The sequence below is a fragment of the Ruegeria sp. YTSA135 genome, from assembly GCF_059610165.1.
Genome location: NZ_JBXWNC010000005.1, coordinates 115,827 through 133,353 on the forward strand (window position 1 = coordinate 115,827; position 17,527 = coordinate 133,353).

The window sequence follows — 17,527 nt, forward strand, 5'->3', positions numbered from 1 at the left end:
GATATGGATGACCATATCCAATGTTAAAGACTTAAACATTTGTCGGAGGGACATGAAACATGGCAAATTACGCAAATCTCCCCGCGCCGACGCCAGAAGGCGGCCTGAACCGCTATATGCAGGAAATTCGCAAGTTTCCGCTGCTGGAACCGGAAGAAGAGTACATGCTTGCCAAGCGTTGGGTGGAAGAACAAGACACTGAAGCGGCGCATAAAATGGTGACATCGCACCTGCGCCTGGCGGCCAAGATCGCCATGGGGTATCGCGGCTATGGATTGCCGCAGGCCGAGGTGATTTCCGAGGCCAACGTAGGCCTGATGCAGGCGGTGAAACGCTTTGATCCCGAAAAAGGGTTCCGGTTGGCGACTTACGCCATGTGGTGGATTCGCGCCTCGATTCAGGAATACATCCTGCGGTCGTGGTCGCTGGTAAAACTGGGTACAACCTCGGCGCAGAAGAAGCTATTTTTCAACCTGCGCAAGGCCAAAGCGCGCATCGGTGCGTTGGAAGAGGGCGACCTGCGTCCTGAAAACGTCGCGCAGATCGCCAATGATCTGGGCGTGACAGAAGAAGAAGTCATCAGCATGAACCGCCGGATGTCCGGTGGGGATGCCTCGCTGAATGCGACCGTCGGGTCCGAAGGTGAAGGCACGATGCAGTGGCAGGATTGGCTGGAGGACGAAGATGCCGATCAGGCCGGAGATTATGAAGCTCGTGACGAATTGGACGCACGCCGCGAACTTTTGGCAGCCGCATTGGATGTTCTGAACGACCGGGAAAAAGACATCCTGACGCAACGCCGGTTGATGGACCAACCTGTGACGTTGGAAGAGTTGAGCGTGCAGTACAATGTCAGTCGCGAGCGTATTCGTCAGATCGAGGTTCGTGCCTTTGAAAAGCTGCAAAAAAAGATGCGAGAGCTGGCACGCGAAAAAGGAATGCTAAACGCGGTCTAAATCGCACCATTTGAGGAAAGCCCGCTTATCATGGCGGGCTTTTTTGTTACCGTCAGCCAACCTGGCTTCGCGTCACCGATCATTCCAAGAACCGCAAAGTACGGGACCCAGGAAACCAGCTTCAGTTGCCTTGCGCAAACATCTGACAAAACACCGGTTTTCGCGTAAACAATCTGTTTCCAGAAATCATACAGGCTTGTGAAATAGAAAAGCCTGACTTGAAGCCTTTTGATTGATAGAAATTCATAAAACCGAACTGTTAGCGTTAACCATCAGATTCGGCCAATGAATAACGAATCTTGGAGGAGAATATGCAAAAACCGGTTCAGTGGGGCGTTGTGGGCGCCGCTAAGTTCGCACGGCAATACATGGCTCCCGCGATTCATGCTGCCAACGGCGCGCGTTTGGCGGGGTTGGCGACGTCCAGTGCGGCAAAGGCTGAACCGTTTCAAGCCTTTTGCCCCGATCTGACGGTCTATGACAATTACGAAGCTTTGCTGGCGGACCCTCAGATTGAGGCAGTCTACATCCCCCTACCTAATCATATGCACGTGGAATGGAGCCTGAAGGCGCTGGAGGCCGGAAAGCACGTGTTGTGCGAAAAGCCGATGACCATGACAGCGAACGAGTTTTCGCCCTTGATCCAGAAACGGGATGAGACGGGTCTGCTGGCCGCCGAAGCATACATGATCGTTCATCATCCGCAGTGGCAGTTTGTGCGAAAGTTGATAGCCGACGGGGCTATAGGTAAACTTGTTCATGTGACTGGGGCGTTCAGCTTTGACAACCGCGCGGACACCGGAAACATACGAAACCGCGCGGAAACAGGCGGGGGCGGGCTTCGGGATATTGGTGTCTATGTGATCGGCAGCGCCCGGTTCGCGACGGGTCAGGAACCCACTAAGGTACAATCAGCGATCCGCTGGGAGGATGGAATAGACACGTTCACCGAAATTCGGGCGCAGTTCCCGGATTTCACCTATTCCAGCTATGTCTCAATCCGCATGCACCCGCATCAGGAGATGGTGTTCCACGGTGAAGGTGGGGTAATCCGTCTGACCGCTCCGTTTAATGCCCGTGTGTTCGGAGAGGCGCGTGTTGAGCTGCATCGACCGGGGCTTGAGGTTCAGGTCACACGTTTCCCCGGCGACGATCACTATAAACTTCAGGTCGAGGCGTTTTGCCGTTCGGTCCGCGACGGGGAGGCGTATCCATGTCCGCTGGAATTCTCACGCGGGACGCAACAGATGATTGACCTTGTGTTGGACCGGGCTGTTTCCCTCTGACTTGCCGCGCTGCGTTCCGCGGGTTTACTGTGTAAAACAGCAAATCAGGAGGAGAACATGGCTGGCGGCTGGGCGCGGGACGGCGCGGTGAGTGAACAGATAGAAGCGTCTATTTCGGACGAACTGGCGCGGATGCAGGCACGTAGGCGGCCTTCTGGCGATAGCCTCATCTATTGTGCTGAATGCGAAGAGCCGATCCCTGAAAAACGACGGATTGCCTTGCCTGGCGTCAAATTGTGCCTGGAATGTCAGCAAGAACGTGATGCAGCTTTTAGCTCACGTGGCGGTATAAATCGGCGTGGGTCAAAGGATAGTCAGCTTAAATAGTTGGATACGCCGGGATGTGCAGGAAGATCGAAACGTGCACATGCCCAGCAATCCCTGCGCAGACAAGTCATTTGGACATTTGCCACCAGCGAATAAGTAACCGAACATCCATTGCGGCCACCATTACGCCCAACGGGATCATCCAGAAACCCAACACGGGCAGGAACCCGAAAACACCACCAATAATCATGAGTATGCCTACGACGAACCGCAAACCACGGGGCACGGTTCGTCGGATGCGCGCAAGGATAGGGCGCAGTTTGGCCTTGAACGTGGCCCAGCGCCCATCCTTCGACGACGGTGTCACCCCTCCATCGCCTCAAGTTCGTCGATGAAGCCAGATATCATCGAAAGGCCTTTGTCCCAGAATTTGGGATCGCTTGCGTCCAGCCCAAACGGGGCGAGCAGCTCCTTGTGGTGCTTGGACCCACCAGCGCGCAGCATTTCGAAATACTTGTCCTCGAACCCTTCGGAACCGCTTTCGTAAACCGAATAGAGCGCGTTCACCAAGCCGTCGCCGAAGGCATAGGCATAGACGTAGAAAGGCGAGTGGACGAAGTGTGGGATATAGGCCCAGAAAGTCTCATACCCGTCCATGAATTCGAATGCCGGGCCAAGGCTTTCGGCCTGAACGCTCATCCACAGGGCGTTGATGTCATCTGGGGTCAGTTCGCCTTGGCGCCTCGCCGCGTGCAGCTTGCACTCAAAGTCATAGAACGCGATCTGGCGGACCACGGTATTGATCATGTCCTCGACCTTCCCGGCCAGCAAAACCTTACGCTGTTCTGGGGTCTCTGCCTGATCCAGCATCTTGCGGAACGTTAGCATTTCACCAAAGACAGACGCAGTTTCGGCCAGCGTCAGTGGGGTCGATGACAGCATTTCGCCCTGGTCGGCGGCCAGAACCTGATGGACACCGTGGCCAAGCTCATGCGCCAGCGTCATCACGTCCCTTGGTTTGCCCAGATAGTTGAGCATCACGTAAGGATGCACCTCGGTCACAGTTGGATGAGCAAACGCGCCCGGCGCTTTGCCCGGTTTTACCGCCGCGTCGATCCAGCCTTTGCTGAAGAAGGGCGATGCAATCTCGCCCATGCGGGGGTCGAAGGCGTTATAGGCCTCCATCACGGTCTTTTCAGCCTCATCCCAGCCAACAACGCGGGTGTCTTCCATCGGCAGCGGCGCGTTGCGGTCCCAGACCTGCATGACGTCTAGGCCAAGCCATTTGCGTTTCAACTCGTAGTAACGATGGCTCAGCTTGGGATAGGCGGCAACGACGGCCTCGCGCAGCGCCTCGACCACTTCTGGTTCGACATCGTTTGACAGGTGACGACCGGTCTGAGCCGTTGGCATCTTGCGCCAGCGGTCAACGATTTCTTTTTCCTTGGCCTGCGTGTTGTGCACACGTGCAAAGGTTTTGATGTTGTCCTGAAACACACGGGCCAACTCGCGAGACGCGGCCTCGCGTTTGCTGCGGTCCTGCTCGGTTAGCAGGTTCAGGGTGCCCTCGATGTTCAGTTCTTCGCCGTCAACGTCGAATGTCAGCCCGGCGATGGTTTCGTCGAACAGGCGCTCCCACGCGTCGCCGACCACGCCCAGATCGTGCAGGAATTTTTCAAGCTCATCGGACAATTGATAGGGTTTCATCGCGCGGATGCGGCGGAAGACCGGCTCATAGCGGGCCAGATCAGCATTCGCGTCGAAGCGCGCTTTCAAAGCGTCATCGTCGATCCGGTTGATTTCCAACGTGAAAAAAACCAGCGGAGTGGTGAAGATGGTGACTTTTTCCTGCATGTCCGACAGGAATTTGGCGCGCTCGGCATCGGTGGTCAGCTGGTAATAGCGCAGACCCGCGAAGGACATGATGCGCCCGGCAATCGTGTTGATCTTTTCGTTTCTTTGGACACAGGTCAAAAGCCCATCGGCGTCCAGATCAGCAAGCTTGCCTTCATAGTCGGTTGCGAAGGCGGCGCATTCGCCCTCAAGCCACTTTAGATCGCGGTCCAGCTCCGGTGCTTCATCCGAGCTATAAAGGTCGGTCAAATCCCATTCCGGCAGGTTGCCAAGATCGCCGGTGCCTCCGGCTGCGTTTGCGTCACGGACGGGAAAGGGAAGGTCGCGCATGGATCACCTCGGATTATCTGCTTTGGCAAACATCTAGGCCTGGGCGGCCCGGATCACAAGCCGCCTTCGCGCAAGGGGGCGGTTAGCTGGACAATGTGGTCGCGGTCTTGGCACCTGACTGCGTCGCCATGAAATGCGCCGCAATTTGGTCAAACACCGGGCCGCGCACCTCGGGCGGCTCCATCAGAACTTCGTGTTCACCATCAGGAATTTCGACCAACGTCCCATTGGGCCAGTTTTCCATCCGCGCGCGGATTGCCTTGCGGTCAACGATTTGCTCGTGACTGCCCAGGAAGGTAAGGCCAGGCGTCGTGGGTGCGGTTTGCGCCATCAGCCAGGCGCATTCATCTAATGCTTCGCGCAGCCAGATCGTCGAGGGCGCTGCCAGCGACAGTTCAGGATGGGCCGCAAGCTGGTCTTTCATCATCTGGTACATAGCTGGATCGCGCGTCAGGATATTTCCCTCGAAAGGCTGTGAGACGACATAGCTTTCCATCGTTGTGGTCGGGGGTGTCTTTTGCCCAAGCCCGATCCGCGGGCCCCAATACGCCGTGAGCCGGCTGAGCGGTTTCATGATTGGCGTGAAAAAGATGCCCCACATCGGGCCGGTAAAGGCGCAGGCGGCGAAGCTGTCACGTTCAAGCACTGCACGTAGGCCAATCGCACCACCCATCGAATGACCAACCACATACCAAGGCTTTGGTAGGCCAAGTTTTTCGGCGAGGTCCAAAGTTGCAAGCACGTCCTGCTGATAGTCAGTGAACTTTTCAACATGCCCGACGCGCGGATCGGGCAGCGGGCGATCTGCCAGCCCCTGACCACGCCAGTCAACCGTTAGAAATGCAAATCCTCGGTCTATGAATTCAGTCGCCGCTCCACCGTATTTTTCAATGTACTCCGTTCGGCCCGGGAACATCATCACCGTGCCGTTCGTTTCGTTGTCCGAGCGCCAGTGACCCACACGGATACGGGTGTTGTCTGCGGTCGTGATCCAATGTGCCGCCCCACCGGCGGGTCCGCCGGCCACGTCCGCAAAGAAAGGGGCCGGCGACAACTCGGTCATGCCAGTACCGAGGCGAGCTTCATGGCGACACTCATGTCTCCGTCCACGCTCAGCTTGCCTGACATGAATGCGCCGGTCGGATTCAAGTCACCGCTCAGGATTTGCTCGAACGTATCCGCATCTGCGCTTAACGTAACTTCTGCGTCGTCGTCGCTGACGCGCGCGCCGTTTGCATCCAGAACGATTGCGCCCATGCCGTTGATATCAAACTTGGCGGTCGAGTCGAAATCACCGCCCGAGAGTTTGTCGTTCAGCGCGGCCGCTGCTTTTTCAAGAGTGTCACTCATGGTGTTCCTCATTTTGTTGATGCGCCGTGGATGGACATCCCCGGTCGCAACGCTACACTGCGCATTGTTATGGGTATTGCAATCGACAATCTCAAACGTACCGTAGCGGCACTTTTTGTCACGGTCATGTTTTCCACCAGTCTGCTTGCGCAACAAGCGGACTCGAGGGACGAAGCCGCCTTGCTAAAGGAATTGGCACAATCAACGCCGGAACAGGCGATTGGCATTGATCGGCAGCTCAAGGCGCTTTGGTCTCAATCGGGATCAGCATCGGCAGATTTGCTGCTTGAGCGTGGGCGCGAGGCTTTGGATGACGGGGATACGGTGGCCGCAATCGAACACCTGACCGCGCTGACCGACCATGCGCCGGGGTTTGCCGAAGGCTGGCACCTGCGCGCGTCGGCGTTTTTTGGCATGGATCGCTTTGGCATGGCCGCGGCTGACCTGGAACACGCGCTGACGCTGAACCCCTACAATTACGAGGCCATTTTCGGGCTGGGCCTGATTTTCGAGATAGTTGAGCAACCTGAAAAGGCCCTGAAGGCTTATCAGCGGGCGCTGGCTATACATCCGCATCACGAAGAAGTAACCAATGCGGTGAATCGACTGAAGCCTCAGGTCGAGGGCTCGGCCCTCTGACAAATCGGGGCAGGGGGCAGAATTGAGCGGGTCATCCCGAATAGTGGCCGTACTGGGCCCGACCAATACAGGCAAAACCCACTACGCGGTTGAACGTATGCTCGGCTACCGAACCGGTGTGATCGGTCTGCCGCTGCGTCTTTTGGCGCGTGAGGTTTACGACAAGATCGTTGCGATCCGTGGTCCTTCCGTTGTGGCCCTGGTTACCGGCGAAGAGCGGATCGTGCCGCCGCGTACGCAGTACTGGATCTGCACGGTTGAGGCGATGCCCGAAGGAATGGGCGCTGATTTCGTCGCCATTGATGAGATTCAACTCTGCGCCGATCCCGAACGCGGCCACGTTTTCACAGACCGGTTGTTGCGCGCGCGGGGCACGAATGAAACGCTGTTTCTGGGTGCTGACACCATGCGTGGACCTATCGCCGCCCTTGTCCCCGATGCTCAGTTCGTGCGCCGTGAACGGATGTCACAGCTTGTCTATTCCGGTTCCAAGAAGATCAGTCGAATGCCGCCACGCAGCGCCATCGTCGGGTTTTCGATCGAAAACGTTTATGCCATTGCCGAATTGCTGCGGCGTCAAAAGGGTGGCGCGGCCGTGGTCATGGGGGCGCTCAGCCCTCGTACCCGCAACGCTCAGGTCGAATTGTATCAGAATGGTGAGGTGGATTATCTGGTTGCGACAGACGCCATCGGGATGGGGTTGAACCTTGATGTGAACCACGTGGCGTTCTCTTCGCTGACCAAGTTCGACGGTCGTCGGATGCGGCCCTTGGCACCGAATGAGCTGGCCCAGATTGCTGGTCGCGCGGGGCGCGGCATGTCCGACGGCACTTTTGGTGTCACCGGAGAGGCCCCGCCCTTGGATGAAGGTATGGCGCAGGCCATTATGGACAGCCGTTTTACGCCGGTGAAAAAACTAAACTGGCGTAATGCAGCCTTGCGGTTTGGGTCAATTGACGCGCTGATCGACTCGCTTGACGTCAGCCCGAATGACGAACACCTCACAAAGGCACGGCCCGCGGATGATTTGAATGCTCTCAAGTCGCTTGCGCAGGTCGCCGAAGTTGCCGCCCGCGCCAGCGACCCGCAATCTGTCCGTCTGCTATGGGATGTGTGCCGGATTCCGGATTTTCGAGGCATCAGCCATGCCGAACATGCCAACCTTCTTGAGGTGATCTATGGCCACCTGCACCAAAGCGGTTCGATACCCGATGACTTCTTGATGAGGCAGATTCGTCGGATTGATCGGACGGATGGGGATATTGATGCGTTGTCCAAAAGATTGGCATATATTCGAACTTGGACATATGTTGCGCAGCGAAACGGCTGGGTACGCGACGAATCACATTGGCGTGCGGTAACCCGCGCTGTAGAAGACAGGGTGTCGGACGCGTTGCATGACCGTTTGACGCAAAGATTTGTGGACCGGCGCACGTCCGTGTTGCTGCGCCGGCTCAAACAGAAGGAGGCCCTTTTGGCCGAAGTAAATGACAAGGGTGAAGTGACCGTCGAAGGTGAATTTGTCGGTCGACTAGAAGGGTTCCGGTTCATACCGGACAAAAGCGCGCAAGGAACCGAAGCAAAAGCTTTAAAATCGGCCTCTCTGCAAGCACTCGCGCCGCAATTCCATCTGCGCGCCGACCGCTTCTACAACGCGCCCGATACCGAAATTGATTTCACTGATCAGGGTGGCCTGATGTGGGGCGAGTATGCGATCGGCAAACTTGTTGCCGGGTCTGAACCCCTCAAACCCATGGTCGAGGTGTTTGTAGATGAATCAGTTGGACCGGATGTTGAGCAAAAGGTTCAACGTCGCTTGCAGCATTTCATCGACCGCAAGATCGCCGCGCTGTTTGAGCCGCTTTTGAACCTGTCGCGCGATGAAGAATTGTCTGGACTGGCCAAGGGCTTTGCGTTCCGAATGGTAGAAGCTCTGGGCGTTTTGCCGCGCGCGCAAGTCGCGCAGGACGTCAAGGATCTGGATCAGGACGCCCGCGGTGCCTTGCGTAAGCACGGCATCCGTTTTGGTCAGTTCACCATATTTATGCCGCTGCTGCTGAAGCCCGCGCCAACGCGTCTGCGTCTGGTTCTGTGGGCACTGTCCAGCGGTTTGCAGGAATTTCCCGAAGCTCCGCCCCCGGGGCTTGTCACTGTACCCGTCGCCAAGGATGCGCCCAAGGGTTACGACACCATGTGTGGTTACCGCGATGCCGGAGATCGCTCGATCAGGATCGATATGCTAGAACGGCTGGCCGACATGCTGCGCGCCGAAGACAGCCGTGGCGGGTTTGAAGCCAAGCCGGATATGTTGTCGATTACCGGCATGACGTTGGATCAATTCGCTGATCTGATGCAGGGGCTGGGCTATAACGCTGAGCGGGGCGAGCGGGAAAAGGTAAAACCTGTACCGGCTGAACAACCTGTCGCGGAAGCGACAGAACAGTCGGCAGTCGACGAAACCCCGGCATCAGAGGCGGCAACCGAAGGACCCGAAGCGGTACCCGAAGAAACTGCCGCACCCGCCGAGGCGATAGCCGAGGCTACCGACAGCACCGAGGCTATAGCCGAGGCTACCGACAGCACCGAGGCAACAGCCGAGGCTACCGACAGCACCGAGGCAACAGCCGAGGCTCCTGCGGCAGATGTGCCAGAGGTCGAGGTGTTTTATACCTTCACCTGGGGTCGTCAGCGTCAGGTCAACCGTGGCCCGCGTCGGGAACACCGACAGGGGCAGGGCAAAGGAAAACCGCGCGGCAAGCCTCAGGATGGGCGCGGCAAACCGCAAGGTAAGAAAGGTGGCAAGCCGCAAGGGGCCAAAACCTTCTCGTCGCGGCCGCCCAAGAAAGAAAAAGCGATCGACCCAGACAACCCATTTGCGGCTGCGCTGATGGGTTTGAAGGACGGTAACTAAGTAGGGATGGTCAATCCCAGGCTGCGGATCGACAAATGGCTGTGGCAGGCGCGGTTCTTCAAGACCCGTAGCCTGGCCGCCAAACAGGTAAGCGGCGGCCATGTCCGGCTAAACGGAAACCGGGTTTTGAAATCGGCGCAGCCGGTGGGACCTGGGGATGTCTTAACCTTCCCGCAAGGACGTATTGTGCGGGTTGTACGGGTTGAAGAACTGGGTGAACGCCGTGGCCCGGCACCGGAAGCGCAAACACTTTACACGGATTTGACGGAAAAAAGGGACGTACCGCCCAAGAATCCCGGTTTCGAAGGAAAGGGTCGTCCGACAAAGAAGGATCGGCGCGCGCTTGATCTTTCTCGCACCAAAGAGGGGTGATCTGCCCTTGAAGACACTAAAAGACTGGATTAGCTAAACTCCCAAACCGCAAATGGGATTCAAACAATGACCTATGTTGTCACCGAAAACTGCATTGGCTGCAAATATACCGACTGTGTGGAAGTATGTCCGGTCGACTGTTTCTATGAAGGTGAGAACACGTTGGTTATTCACCCCGATGAATGCATTGACTGCGGAGTGTGTGAGCCAGAGTGCCCCGCAGATGCAATCCGCCCTGATACTGAACCGGGTATGGATCAATGGGTTGAGTTCAATCGGAAGTATTCGGAAATGTGGCCGGTTATCGTCACCAAGAAAGATCCGTTGCCCGAGGCGGCGGACCGTGATGGTGAAGAGGGCAAGATGGAGAAATACTTCTCTGAAGCGCCCGGCGAAGGGGGCTGAGCGATTCGCTCTCTGAACTTGTTCGTTTAGGTGTAAAATCGGGCTGTAATGCGCTGGTATAAAAGGAGTTTCACGTCCGCGAAAGGGCGTGACCTTTCAGGCGTCGTATTTTTGTGATATACTCTTTTCCTGAATGATGAATGAGATGGGGATGTGCTCCGTAAGTATGATTGCTTTGGAGTTCTGATTTTGTGACAAAACGACCGCATGACGGGGCCGAGAGTGGCTCCGGCTGGTTTTTTTGTCGTCCACACCTCGCTCTGTAACCAAGGATGATCCTGTATGTCTAAGTCGAAAAAGCTTGAGTTCCGCCCCAACGACTATGTTGTCTATCCTGCGCATGGCGTAGGCCAGATCATATCGATCGAAGAGCAAGAAGTTGCGGGACATTCGCTCGAGCTGTTCGTCATCTCGTTTGAAAAGGACAAGATGACCTTGCGGGTGCCTACAAACAAGATCACTGAATCTGGTTTGCGCTCACTAAGCTCCCCCGATGTCATCAGCCAGGCGATGAAGACACTTAAGGGCAAGGCGAAGGTCAAACGCGCTATGTGGTCCCGTCGGGCGCAGGAGTATGAACAAAAGATCAACTCGGGCGACCTGATCTCAATCGCTGAGGTTGTCCGCGACCTGCATCGCACCGATGACCAGCGCGAGCAGAGCTATTCCGAGCGTCAGCTTTATGAGGCTGCGCTTGAGCGCCTGACCCGCGAAGTGGCGGCCGTATCCGGGGCCGGAGAAGTTTCAGCCACCAAGCAGGTAGATGAGGTTCTGACTTCGCGCGCTGCCTGATTTCAGCCGTTTCTGACGTTTTGGCCGCTCCGTCTCTGGGGCGGCCTTTTTTATATCTGGCCTTGGTGAATTGTGCCTTTGCGGCTAATTTTCCTGCGAACAGAGGCGGATACATGGACAAAATTAAGCACACCATCAAGTTTCTGTATATCGCGCATGAACCGGTCTCGGTCTGGTTTCGCTACGGGCTGATCCTCTTTGATGCGGCTTCCATCGTCTTCTTCGTGGCCACGGCGAATATTCCGCATGGGCCCGGGATAAAGATTGCCAGCCTGTGTGTCGGGCTTGTCATCCTGCTGGATTTTCTCGCCCGGATGTGGATAGCGAAAGACCGCTGGAAACTGCTGCGCAAAATTTACACTCTGGCAGATATCGTCGTGATCGCCTCACTGTTGCTCGAGCCGTTTTTGCCCGGAAACCTGGCCTTCGTGCGGATTTTGCGCGCTTTGCGCCTGATCCACTCTTATCACTTACTTCGGGACCTACGACGCGACAGCCAGTTTTTTCGGACCCACGAAGATGCGGTTATCGCTGCAATAAATCTGATGGTGTTCGTGTTCGCGACCTCAACGGCAGTTCTGGTGTTCTTTATCCCAGAGGATAGTCAGACGCCCTATATTGATGCGCTTTATTTCACCATGGCGACGCTAACAACAACCGGGTTCGGAGATATCACCTTGGTGACCCCTGCTGGAAAGTTGTTTTCAGTATTCATCATGGTTGTTGGCGTGGCTTTGTTTGTGCGACTGGCGCAAGCCATATTCATGCCACAGAAAGTCCGGCACAAATGCCCTCATTGTGGGCTTTACCGCCATGATCCCGACGCGGTGCATTGCAAACATTGTGGCGAAACTCTGAAGATTGAAACTGGCGGCACGAGTTAAAGCGCAGCAACCGCAACGGTAAGGAACGCCAACTCTGCCAGTTGTTGACTGGCCCCCAGAATATCGCCGGTTTGACCACCAATCTTGGACCTTGCGATCTGTGCAAAAAAGCCAATCGCCAATCCAGCAACAAGCATGGGAAGGGCGGCGGCAGCGCCCATCAAAAGTGCCGCACACAGTATGGCCAACCCAAGGCCTAATGCGACCGTTCCAGCCCGTGGTGCACCGACCGAATGGCTCAGGCCGCTAGTTCGGGCGTTTGGAAGGGTGGCCATCAGAAATGGCAAGACTGCGCGCGACGTGATGCAGGCCGCAAGGATGGTGGAAAATCCGCCAGAGGCCAAAAGCGTTGTGACCAGCATGATGCGCAGGGTTTGTGAAAAGATCAGTGCCAACACACCATAGGTACCGATATGGCTGTCTTTCATGATTTCCAATCGGCGCTCGGCCGTGAAACCGCCCCATAAGCCATCCGCCGTGTCAGCCAGCCCGTCTTCGTGCATGGCGCCAGTTGTTAAGACCAGCACCGTGATCAGGAAAATCGCACTCACCGGTGCGGACAGGTTCAGCGTGAGTGCGACCCAAGCGGCTGCGTTGGCCAGCAGGCCCACGGCCAGTCCGACCAAGGGAAAAGCCCATGTTGCCTCAGCTTGCCGAATGAAGGACTTTTCTGGCAGGCGCGGCACTGGCAGACGGGTCAGTAAGACCAGCGAAAGTGGAATATCCCACACAGAGATCAGACTGGTATCGTTTTTATGCACTCCCGCGCCTTTCGGGGTCTTGTTGGGTCGGACACTTCGGTTAAACACTCAGGTCCACACCGATGCAACGAGGCTTTGGATGCTGCCTGAACTTATTGATCTGAAAACGTTCCGCAAAGCCTTGTGCCAGGCACTGGGGCCCGATGCCAAGGCGCTGCAAGGGGCGGCTGACCGCAATGGGCAACTGACCAAACCGCCTAGCGCGCTGGGGCGGCTTGAGGATCTGGCGATCTGGTATGCTGGTTGGCGTGCGAATGCGCGCCCGCGGATTTCGAAGCCACAGGTCATTGTATTCGCAGGAAACCACGGTGTTACGGCGCAGGGCGTGTCTGCCTTTCCACCCGAAGTGACCGCGCAGATGGTGATGAATTTCGAACATGGCGGCGCGGCGATCAATCAACTGGCTGTGGCCGCAGGAGCCAGGATGGATGTGCATGCTTTGGACCTTGATCGGCCTACGGCAGATTTCACCAAAGAACCCGCCCTGTCCGAAGATGGGCTGCTGAAGGCCCTGCGCGCCGGGTGGAATGCAGTTGACCCCAGCGTCGATCTTTTGGTTGTCGGTGAGATGGGGATCGGCAATACCACACCAGCGGCTGCAATTGCCTGTGCGCTGTTCGGCGGAGATGCAGCCGACTGGACCGGGCGCGGAACGGGTGTTGATGACGCAGGGTTGGCCAACAAAACCCGTGTGGTGGCCGAAGGTGTGGCCCTGCATGCAGATGCAAAAGACGGATTGGAAATTTTACGCTGCCTCGGTGGGCGCGAGATCGCGGCCATGGCTGGTGCCATCGCGGCTGCACGGATCTTGCGCATACCGGTTATTCTCGACGGCTTCATCTGTTCGGCAGCGGCGGCCTGTTTGGCAGATGTCGCCGAAGGCGCACTAGACCACGCCATAGCAGGGCACCAGAGCGCCGAAGGCGCGCATGGCACCCTGTTGCAAAAGCTGGGTAAAAAGCCGTTGTTGGACCTTGGCCTGCGTCTGGGTGAGGGTTCAGGCGGCGCGTTGGCCATCAACATCCTTAAAAGCGCGGTGGCCTGCCACTCGGGCATGGCAACTTTTGCTGAGGCGGGTGTTTCAGACGCCTGACCCCGATGACCTGATCCGTGTTCGAGGATCAGGCAGATTTCTGGGCGTGTTTCTCAGCCAATTCCAGTAGTTCGGTCTCAAGCTCTTTCTCGAATTGCTGGGCGCGCTCAAGGTACTTCTTGTTCTCTGCCGTAGGCATGCCAGGGATCCACAGTTCGGCGAGTTCACGGATCGACTCGCGGTCGTGATGATAAAAGGTCTGTTCGGCTTGCGCGGCCTCGTACTCGCTGAGGCCGATATTTTCCAGCACGTAACGCCCTGCGCGAAGTGAGCTATCGAACATTTCCCGCACGATATCGTCCGCGCCGGCCTGATACAGTTCGTACACATGGGTGCGATCATGCGCGCGCGCGATGATGTGCAAATCGGGGCGCTGACGGCGCGCAAAACTGACCAGGCGGGTCACGTGTTTTGGATCGTCCATCGCAGCGACAAGAACGGCGGCTTTCTCAAGCCCAGCCGCGCGCAGCAGTTCCGGCCGGGTCGGATCACCCAGGAACCCTTTGACACCAAAGCGGCGCATAAGTTGGATGGTCTCGATATCGTGGTCAAGAACAATGGTTTTGAACCCGCTGGCGCGAACCAACCGGTTCACGATCTGACCAAAGCGCCCGATGCCCGCGATAATAACTGGACCTTTTTCGTCGATTTCATCGGGTTCCGGCTGGGGCGCACTGTCACCGATCCGGCGCGACAAAAGATCGTAAATAATGAACAGCAGTGGCGTGATGAGCATGGTCAAAGCGACGATCATCAGTAGTTTCTGCGACAGGTCCGGCGGGATAACGTTTTGTTGCGTGGAAAAGGCCAACAGGACAAAACCAAATTCGCCAGCTTGCGCCAAACCGAGTGTAAACAGCCAGTGATCTCTGCCTTTCAGCCGAAACGCCCGCCCGACGAGGAACAGAATGATGCCCTTGGTCAGGATGACAAGAAGGGCCAGCCCGATCAGTTCCAAAGGATCGTTGAAGAAATAGGCAACATCAATTCCGGCACCGACGGTGATGAAGAACAGGCCCAAGAACAGACCTTTGAACGGTTCAAGGTCACTTTCCATCTCATGCCTGAACTCTGAACTGGCCAATACAACGCCCGCTAGAAACGCACCGAGAGCCGGGGACAAGCCGACAAGCGTCATGAGGAAGGAAATGCCGACGACGATCATTAGGGCCAGTGCCGTATACATTTCGCGCAGGCGCGTGGCGTGAATAAAGCGGAACAGGGGACGGGTAAGGTAGACACCTGCAAGAATGACAAAGGCAATGGCGCCAAGCGTAACCAATGTAACCGCCCATCCCGGAAGACCTTCGACCAGTGAAAGGCTATGGTGCCCAGCGTCATGCAGGTCTTTCACGCCGCGGTCGATGGACCCGTCGCTTTCAAGATGCGGCATCGCGGGAAGTGCCAGCAGTGGCAGCAGCGCCAGAATCGGGATCACAGCGATATCCTGGGTCAGCAGCACCGAAAATGTTGCCCGGCCACCATTGGTCTGCATCAGACCCTTTTCGGACAGGGTTTGCAGCACGATCGCCGTTGAAGACAGCGAAAGTGTCAGTCCAACGGCCAGAGCGACCGACCAAGGATGGTTTGCATAGATAGCCACCGCAGCAATCGCAGCGGTCGACAGGCCGACTTGTAAACCACCCAGACCCAAAAGACGGTCACGCATATCCCACAGCGCGCGGGGTTCAAGCTCTAACCCGATCAGGAACAGCATCATGACCACGCCGAATTCGGCCACGTGCTGTAGGCTCTCGGTCTCGGCCCCCACCAGACCCAGCCACGGGCCGATCACGATCCCTGCGGCCAAGTAGCCCAGAACGGACCCTAAACCCAGTCGCGCCGATAGTGGCACGGCGATCACGGCAGCCGCCAGATAGATCGAAGCCTGGTAGAGGAAATCGTCCATAGTCGTCCTTTCGGCGGGTCAGGTGGGTAAAGGGGCGTCGCGTTTAAGCTGGTCCATCACGATTTGGCTCTGGACTCGCGCCACAGCAGGATGCGGCAGTATCACCTGGTGAAGCAAGCGATTGAGCGCGGCTAGATCGTCGCAATAGACATGCAGCAGGTAATCTGCCTCTCCGGTCATCGTCCAGGCGCTGGTGATCTCGGGGCGCGTGTCCACCATGCGGGCAAAGCTGGCGGATTGTTCGGGGCCATGCGTGCCCAGATGTACCTGAACGAACCCCTGAACGTGCAATCCAAGCTTTAATGGGTCCAATCGCGCGGCATAGCCGGTAATGTATCCTTCGGCCTCAAGCCGCTGTCGGCGCCGACCGGCCTGACTGGCCGACAGGTTCAGCAACTCCCCCAACTGATGTGCTGTTAGATGGGCATCGACCTGCAATGCAGATAAAAGACGCAAATCGGTGGAGTCCAGCATATGCGAAGTTTTTCCTAATCTGTGCGTTATGATGCGTGTTTTGCGCGCTTATCGCCATTTTACATTAAAACAATGCGCAGAAATAGCGCTGCAAAAGGTTTATTTTTGACTCAGCTAGGAAACTTCTATTTCAAGGAGATCCATCATGGGTCCGTTCCCTCATAATGCGCCAAAATCCACCATTAGCCCCGAAAACCCTGTCGGTACGGATGGGTTCGAGTTTGTTGAGTTTGCCCATCCCGATCCGCAAGAACTGCGCGACTTGTTCGCAAAGATGGGTTTCGAAAAAGTTGCGCACCACAAGGAAAAGCCTGCGGTCGAGCTTTGGCAGCAAGGTGACGTAACCTACATCCTGAACGCTGACCCTCAGAGCTTTGCAGCCCGCTTTGTCGATGAACATGGTCCTTGCGCCCCGGCGATGGGCTGGCGTGTCGCAGACGCGCAGGAGGCGTACGACCATGCGATTGCAAAAGGGGGTGAACCCTATGATGGCACGGATAAGACAATGGACGTTCCGGCGATCAAGGGGATTGGCGGGTCACTGATCTATTTTATCGACCAATACTACGACACGTCCCCCTATAATGAAGAGTTCAATTGGATCGCACAGTCAAAACCGCGCGGAGACGGCTTTTATTACCTCGATCACCTGACACATAACGTCTATCGCGGAAATATGGACAAGTGGTTTGAGTTCTACGAGCGTCTGTTCAACTTCCGTGAAATCCGGTTTTTCGACATTCAGGGGAAGTATACGGGCTTGTACAGCCGTGCGTTGACCTCACCTTGCGGACGTATCCGTATTCCGATTAACGAAGACCGGGGCGAAACGGGTCAGATCGTATCGTACCTCAACAAATACAAGGGTGAGGGTATTCAGCACATCGCGGTGGGAAGCGAGGACATCTATGCCTCGACCGATGCGATTGCGGAAAAGGGGCTTAAGTTCATGCCCGGCCCGAACCGAACATACTACGAGTTGTCGAAGGAGCGGGTCGCTGACCACGAAGAACCACTGGATCAGATGATGAAACACGGAATCCTGATCGATGGCGAAGGCGTGCTGGATGGTGGTGAGACGAAAATCCTACTCCAGATATTCTCGAAAACTGTAATTGGCCCCATCTTCTTCGAGTTCATTCAGCGCAAGGGTGATGACGGGTTCGGTGAAGGAAACTTTCAGGCGCTGTTCGAGTCCATTGAGCGTGAGCAAATCGAAAGTGGCGAAATACCAGCGGCTTGAG

18 protein-coding genes are annotated in these 17,527 nt (G+C 56.5%); 11 read left to right on the forward strand and 7 right to left on the reverse strand.

Translation table 11 applies throughout. From position 1 onward, the window contains the following. Window positions 1-59: 59 nt before the first annotated feature. The 3 genes from rpoH to AC2FIT_RS08730 all read left to right on the forward strand — a co-directional run bounded on the left by rpoH (window position 60) and on the right by AC2FIT_RS08730 (window position 2,569). Window positions 60-956 (forward strand): RNA polymerase sigma factor RpoH, encoded by an 897-nt coding sequence (gene rpoH / locus AC2FIT_RS08720; protein WP_068334669.1) that lies wholly within the window; start codon window positions 60-62, stop codon window positions 954-956. 311 nt (window positions 957-1,267) lie between these two features. Then, on the forward strand, window positions 1,268-2,242 hold the full coding sequence (locus AC2FIT_RS08725; RefSeq protein ID WP_496828587.1) for a Gfo/Idh/MocA family protein: 975 nt from the start codon (window positions 1,268-1,270) through the stop codon (window positions 2,240-2,242). A 57-nt stretch (window positions 2,243-2,299) separates the two neighbouring features. Beyond that, window positions 2,300-2,569, forward strand: coding sequence for a DksA/TraR family C4-type zinc finger protein (locus AC2FIT_RS08730; RefSeq protein ID WP_496828589.1), 270 nt, complete (start codon window positions 2,300-2,302; stop codon window positions 2,567-2,569). A gap of 67 nt (window positions 2,570-2,636) precedes the next feature. On the opposite strand, the gene AC2FIT_RS08735 is transcribed toward AC2FIT_RS08730, so the two are convergent. From AC2FIT_RS08735 to AC2FIT_RS08750, 4 genes are all read right to left on the reverse strand, one after another. Further along, window positions 2,637-2,876, reverse strand: a complete 240-nt coding sequence (locus AC2FIT_RS08735) for a hypothetical protein (RefSeq protein WP_496828591.1) — start codon at window positions 2,874-2,876, stop codon at window positions 2,637-2,639. Further along, window positions 2,873-4,693, reverse strand: coding sequence for a M3 family oligoendopeptidase (locus AC2FIT_RS08740; protein WP_496828593.1), 1,821 nt, complete (start codon window positions 4,691-4,693; stop codon window positions 2,873-2,875). The genes AC2FIT_RS08735 and AC2FIT_RS08740 overlap by 4 nt, the downstream gene beginning before the upstream one ends. Before the next feature lie 82 nt (window positions 4,694-4,775). Then, on the reverse strand, window positions 4,776-5,756 hold the full coding sequence (locus tag AC2FIT_RS08745) for an alpha/beta hydrolase (RefSeq protein ID WP_496828595.1): 981 nt from the start codon (window positions 5,754-5,756) through the stop codon (window positions 4,776-4,778). Beyond that, window positions 5,753-6,043: an SCP2 sterol-binding domain-containing protein gene (locus AC2FIT_RS08750; protein WP_496828597.1), complete on the reverse strand. Its 291-nt coding sequence runs from the start codon at window positions 6,041-6,043 to the stop codon at window positions 5,753-5,755. The genes AC2FIT_RS08745 and AC2FIT_RS08750 overlap by 4 nt, the downstream gene beginning before the upstream one ends. A 30-nt stretch (window positions 6,044-6,073) precedes the next feature. Between AC2FIT_RS08750 and AC2FIT_RS08755 the strand changes: the two genes are divergently transcribed. From AC2FIT_RS08755 to AC2FIT_RS08780, 6 genes are all read left to right on the forward strand, one after another. Continuing rightward, on the forward strand, window positions 6,074-6,682 hold the full coding sequence (locus tag AC2FIT_RS08755; RefSeq protein ID WP_496828599.1) for a tetratricopeptide repeat protein: 609 nt from the start codon (window positions 6,074-6,076) through the stop codon (window positions 6,680-6,682). A gap of 22 nt (window positions 6,683-6,704) precedes the next feature. Next, window positions 6,705-9,593 carry a helicase-related protein gene (locus AC2FIT_RS08760; RefSeq protein WP_496828601.1) on the forward strand — a complete coding sequence of 963 codons (2,889 nt, stop codon included), beginning with the start codon at window positions 6,705-6,707 and terminating at the stop codon, window positions 9,591-9,593. Between the two features lie 6 nt (window positions 9,594-9,599). Continuing rightward, window positions 9,600-9,965, forward strand: a complete 366-nt coding sequence (locus AC2FIT_RS08765; RefSeq protein WP_496828603.1) for an RNA-binding S4 domain-containing protein — start codon at window positions 9,600-9,602, stop codon at window positions 9,963-9,965. Window positions 9,966-10,031: 66 nt separating this feature from the next. Continuing rightward, window positions 10,032-10,370, forward strand: coding sequence for a ferredoxin FdxA (gene fdxA / locus AC2FIT_RS08770; RefSeq protein WP_068334695.1), 339 nt, complete (start codon window positions 10,032-10,034; stop codon window positions 10,368-10,370). A gap of 282 nt (window positions 10,371-10,652) precedes the next feature. Then, on the forward strand, window positions 10,653-11,162 hold the full coding sequence (locus AC2FIT_RS08775; RefSeq protein ID WP_496828606.1) for a CarD family transcriptional regulator: 510 nt from the start codon (window positions 10,653-10,655) through the stop codon (window positions 11,160-11,162). Window positions 11,163-11,275: 113 nt separating this feature from the next. Beyond that, window positions 11,276-12,046, forward strand: a complete 771-nt coding sequence (locus tag AC2FIT_RS08780) for an ion channel (protein WP_496828608.1) — start codon at window positions 11,276-11,278, stop codon at window positions 12,044-12,046. Here AC2FIT_RS08780 and cobS read toward each other — a convergent pair. After that, window positions 12,043-12,807, reverse strand: coding sequence for an adenosylcobinamide-GDP ribazoletransferase (cobS, locus tag AC2FIT_RS08785; RefSeq protein ID WP_496828610.1), 765 nt, complete (start codon window positions 12,805-12,807; stop codon window positions 12,043-12,045). The two genes, AC2FIT_RS08780 and cobS, sit on opposite strands and share 4 nt — an antisense overlap. A gap of 79 nt (window positions 12,808-12,886) precedes the next feature. Here cobS and cobT point away from each other — a divergent pair, with 79 nt between their 5' ends. Next, window positions 12,887-13,900: a nicotinate-nucleotide--dimethylbenzimidazole phosphoribosyltransferase gene (cobT, locus tag AC2FIT_RS08790; RefSeq protein ID WP_496828612.1), complete on the forward strand. Its 1,014-nt coding sequence runs from the start codon at window positions 12,887-12,889 to the stop codon at window positions 13,898-13,900. A 28-nt stretch (window positions 13,901-13,928) separates the two neighbouring features. Here the strand turns inward: cobT and AC2FIT_RS08795 are convergent, their stop codons facing one another. Together AC2FIT_RS08795 and AC2FIT_RS08800 are read right to left on the reverse strand one after the other, a co-directional pair. Then, window positions 13,929-15,809, reverse strand: a complete 1,881-nt coding sequence (locus tag AC2FIT_RS08795) for a monovalent cation:proton antiporter-2 (CPA2) family protein (protein ID WP_496828614.1) — start codon at window positions 15,807-15,809, stop codon at window positions 13,929-13,931. A gap of 18 nt (window positions 15,810-15,827) precedes the next feature. Beyond that, window positions 15,828-16,283, reverse strand: coding sequence for an Lrp/AsnC family transcriptional regulator (locus AC2FIT_RS08800; RefSeq protein WP_496828616.1), 456 nt, complete (start codon window positions 16,281-16,283; stop codon window positions 15,828-15,830). Window positions 16,284-16,428: 145 nt separating this feature from the next. On the opposite strand from AC2FIT_RS08800, the gene hppD reads away from it, so the two are divergent. Then, window positions 16,429-17,526 (forward strand): 4-hydroxyphenylpyruvate dioxygenase, encoded by a 1,098-nt coding sequence (gene hppD, locus AC2FIT_RS08805; protein ID WP_496828618.1) that lies wholly within the window; start codon window positions 16,429-16,431, stop codon window positions 17,524-17,526. The last annotated feature ends 1 nt before the right edge of the window (window position 17,527 follow it).

Excerpts from the sequence above, each read along its gene's own strand:
- cobT (WP_496828612.1), top strand. The coding sequence starts at position 12,887 with ATGCTGCCTGAACTTATTGATCTGAAAACGTTCCGCAAAGCCTTGTGC.
- rpoH (WP_068334669.1), top strand. The coding sequence starts at position 60 with ATGGCAAATTACGCAAATCTCCCCGCGCCGACGCCAGAAGGCGGCCTG.
- AC2FIT_RS08765 (WP_496828603.1), top strand. The coding sequence starts at position 9,600 with ATGGTCAATCCCAGGCTGCGGATCGACAAATGGCTGTGGCAGGCGCGG.
- AC2FIT_RS08730 (WP_496828589.1), top strand. The coding sequence starts at position 2,300 with ATGGCTGGCGGCTGGGCGCGGGACGGCGCGGTGAGTGAACAGATAGAA.
- AC2FIT_RS08740 (WP_496828593.1), bottom strand. The coding sequence starts at position 4,693 with ATGCGCGACCTTCCCTTTCCCGTCCGTGACGCAAACGCAGCCGGAGGC.
- AC2FIT_RS08750 (WP_496828597.1), bottom strand. The coding sequence starts at position 6,043 with ATGAGTGACACTCTTGAAAAAGCAGCGGCCGCGCTGAACGACAAACTC.
- AC2FIT_RS08780 (WP_496828608.1), top strand. The coding sequence starts at position 11,276 with ATGGACAAAATTAAGCACACCATCAAGTTTCTGTATATCGCGCATGAA.
- AC2FIT_RS08725 (WP_496828587.1), top strand. The coding sequence starts at position 1,268 with ATGCAAAAACCGGTTCAGTGGGGCGTTGTGGGCGCCGCTAAGTTCGCA.
- AC2FIT_RS08775 (WP_496828606.1), top strand. The coding sequence starts at position 10,653 with ATGTCTAAGTCGAAAAAGCTTGAGTTCCGCCCCAACGACTATGTTGTC.
- AC2FIT_RS08755 (WP_496828599.1), top strand. The coding sequence starts at position 6,074 with ATGGACATCCCCGGTCGCAACGCTACACTGCGCATTGTTATGGGTATT.
- AC2FIT_RS08745 (WP_496828595.1), bottom strand. The coding sequence starts at position 5,756 with ATGACCGAGTTGTCGCCGGCCCCTTTCTTTGCGGACGTGGCCGGCGGA.
- AC2FIT_RS08795 (WP_496828614.1), bottom strand. The coding sequence starts at position 15,809 with ATGGACGATTTCCTCTACCAGGCTTCGATCTATCTGGCGGCTGCCGTG.
- fdxA (WP_068334695.1), top strand. The coding sequence starts at position 10,032 with ATGACCTATGTTGTCACCGAAAACTGCATTGGCTGCAAATATACCGAC.
- AC2FIT_RS08800 (WP_496828616.1), bottom strand. The coding sequence starts at position 16,283 with ATGCTGGACTCCACCGATTTGCGTCTTTTATCTGCATTGCAGGTCGAT.
- hppD (WP_496828618.1), top strand. The coding sequence starts at position 16,429 with ATGGGTCCGTTCCCTCATAATGCGCCAAAATCCACCATTAGCCCCGAA.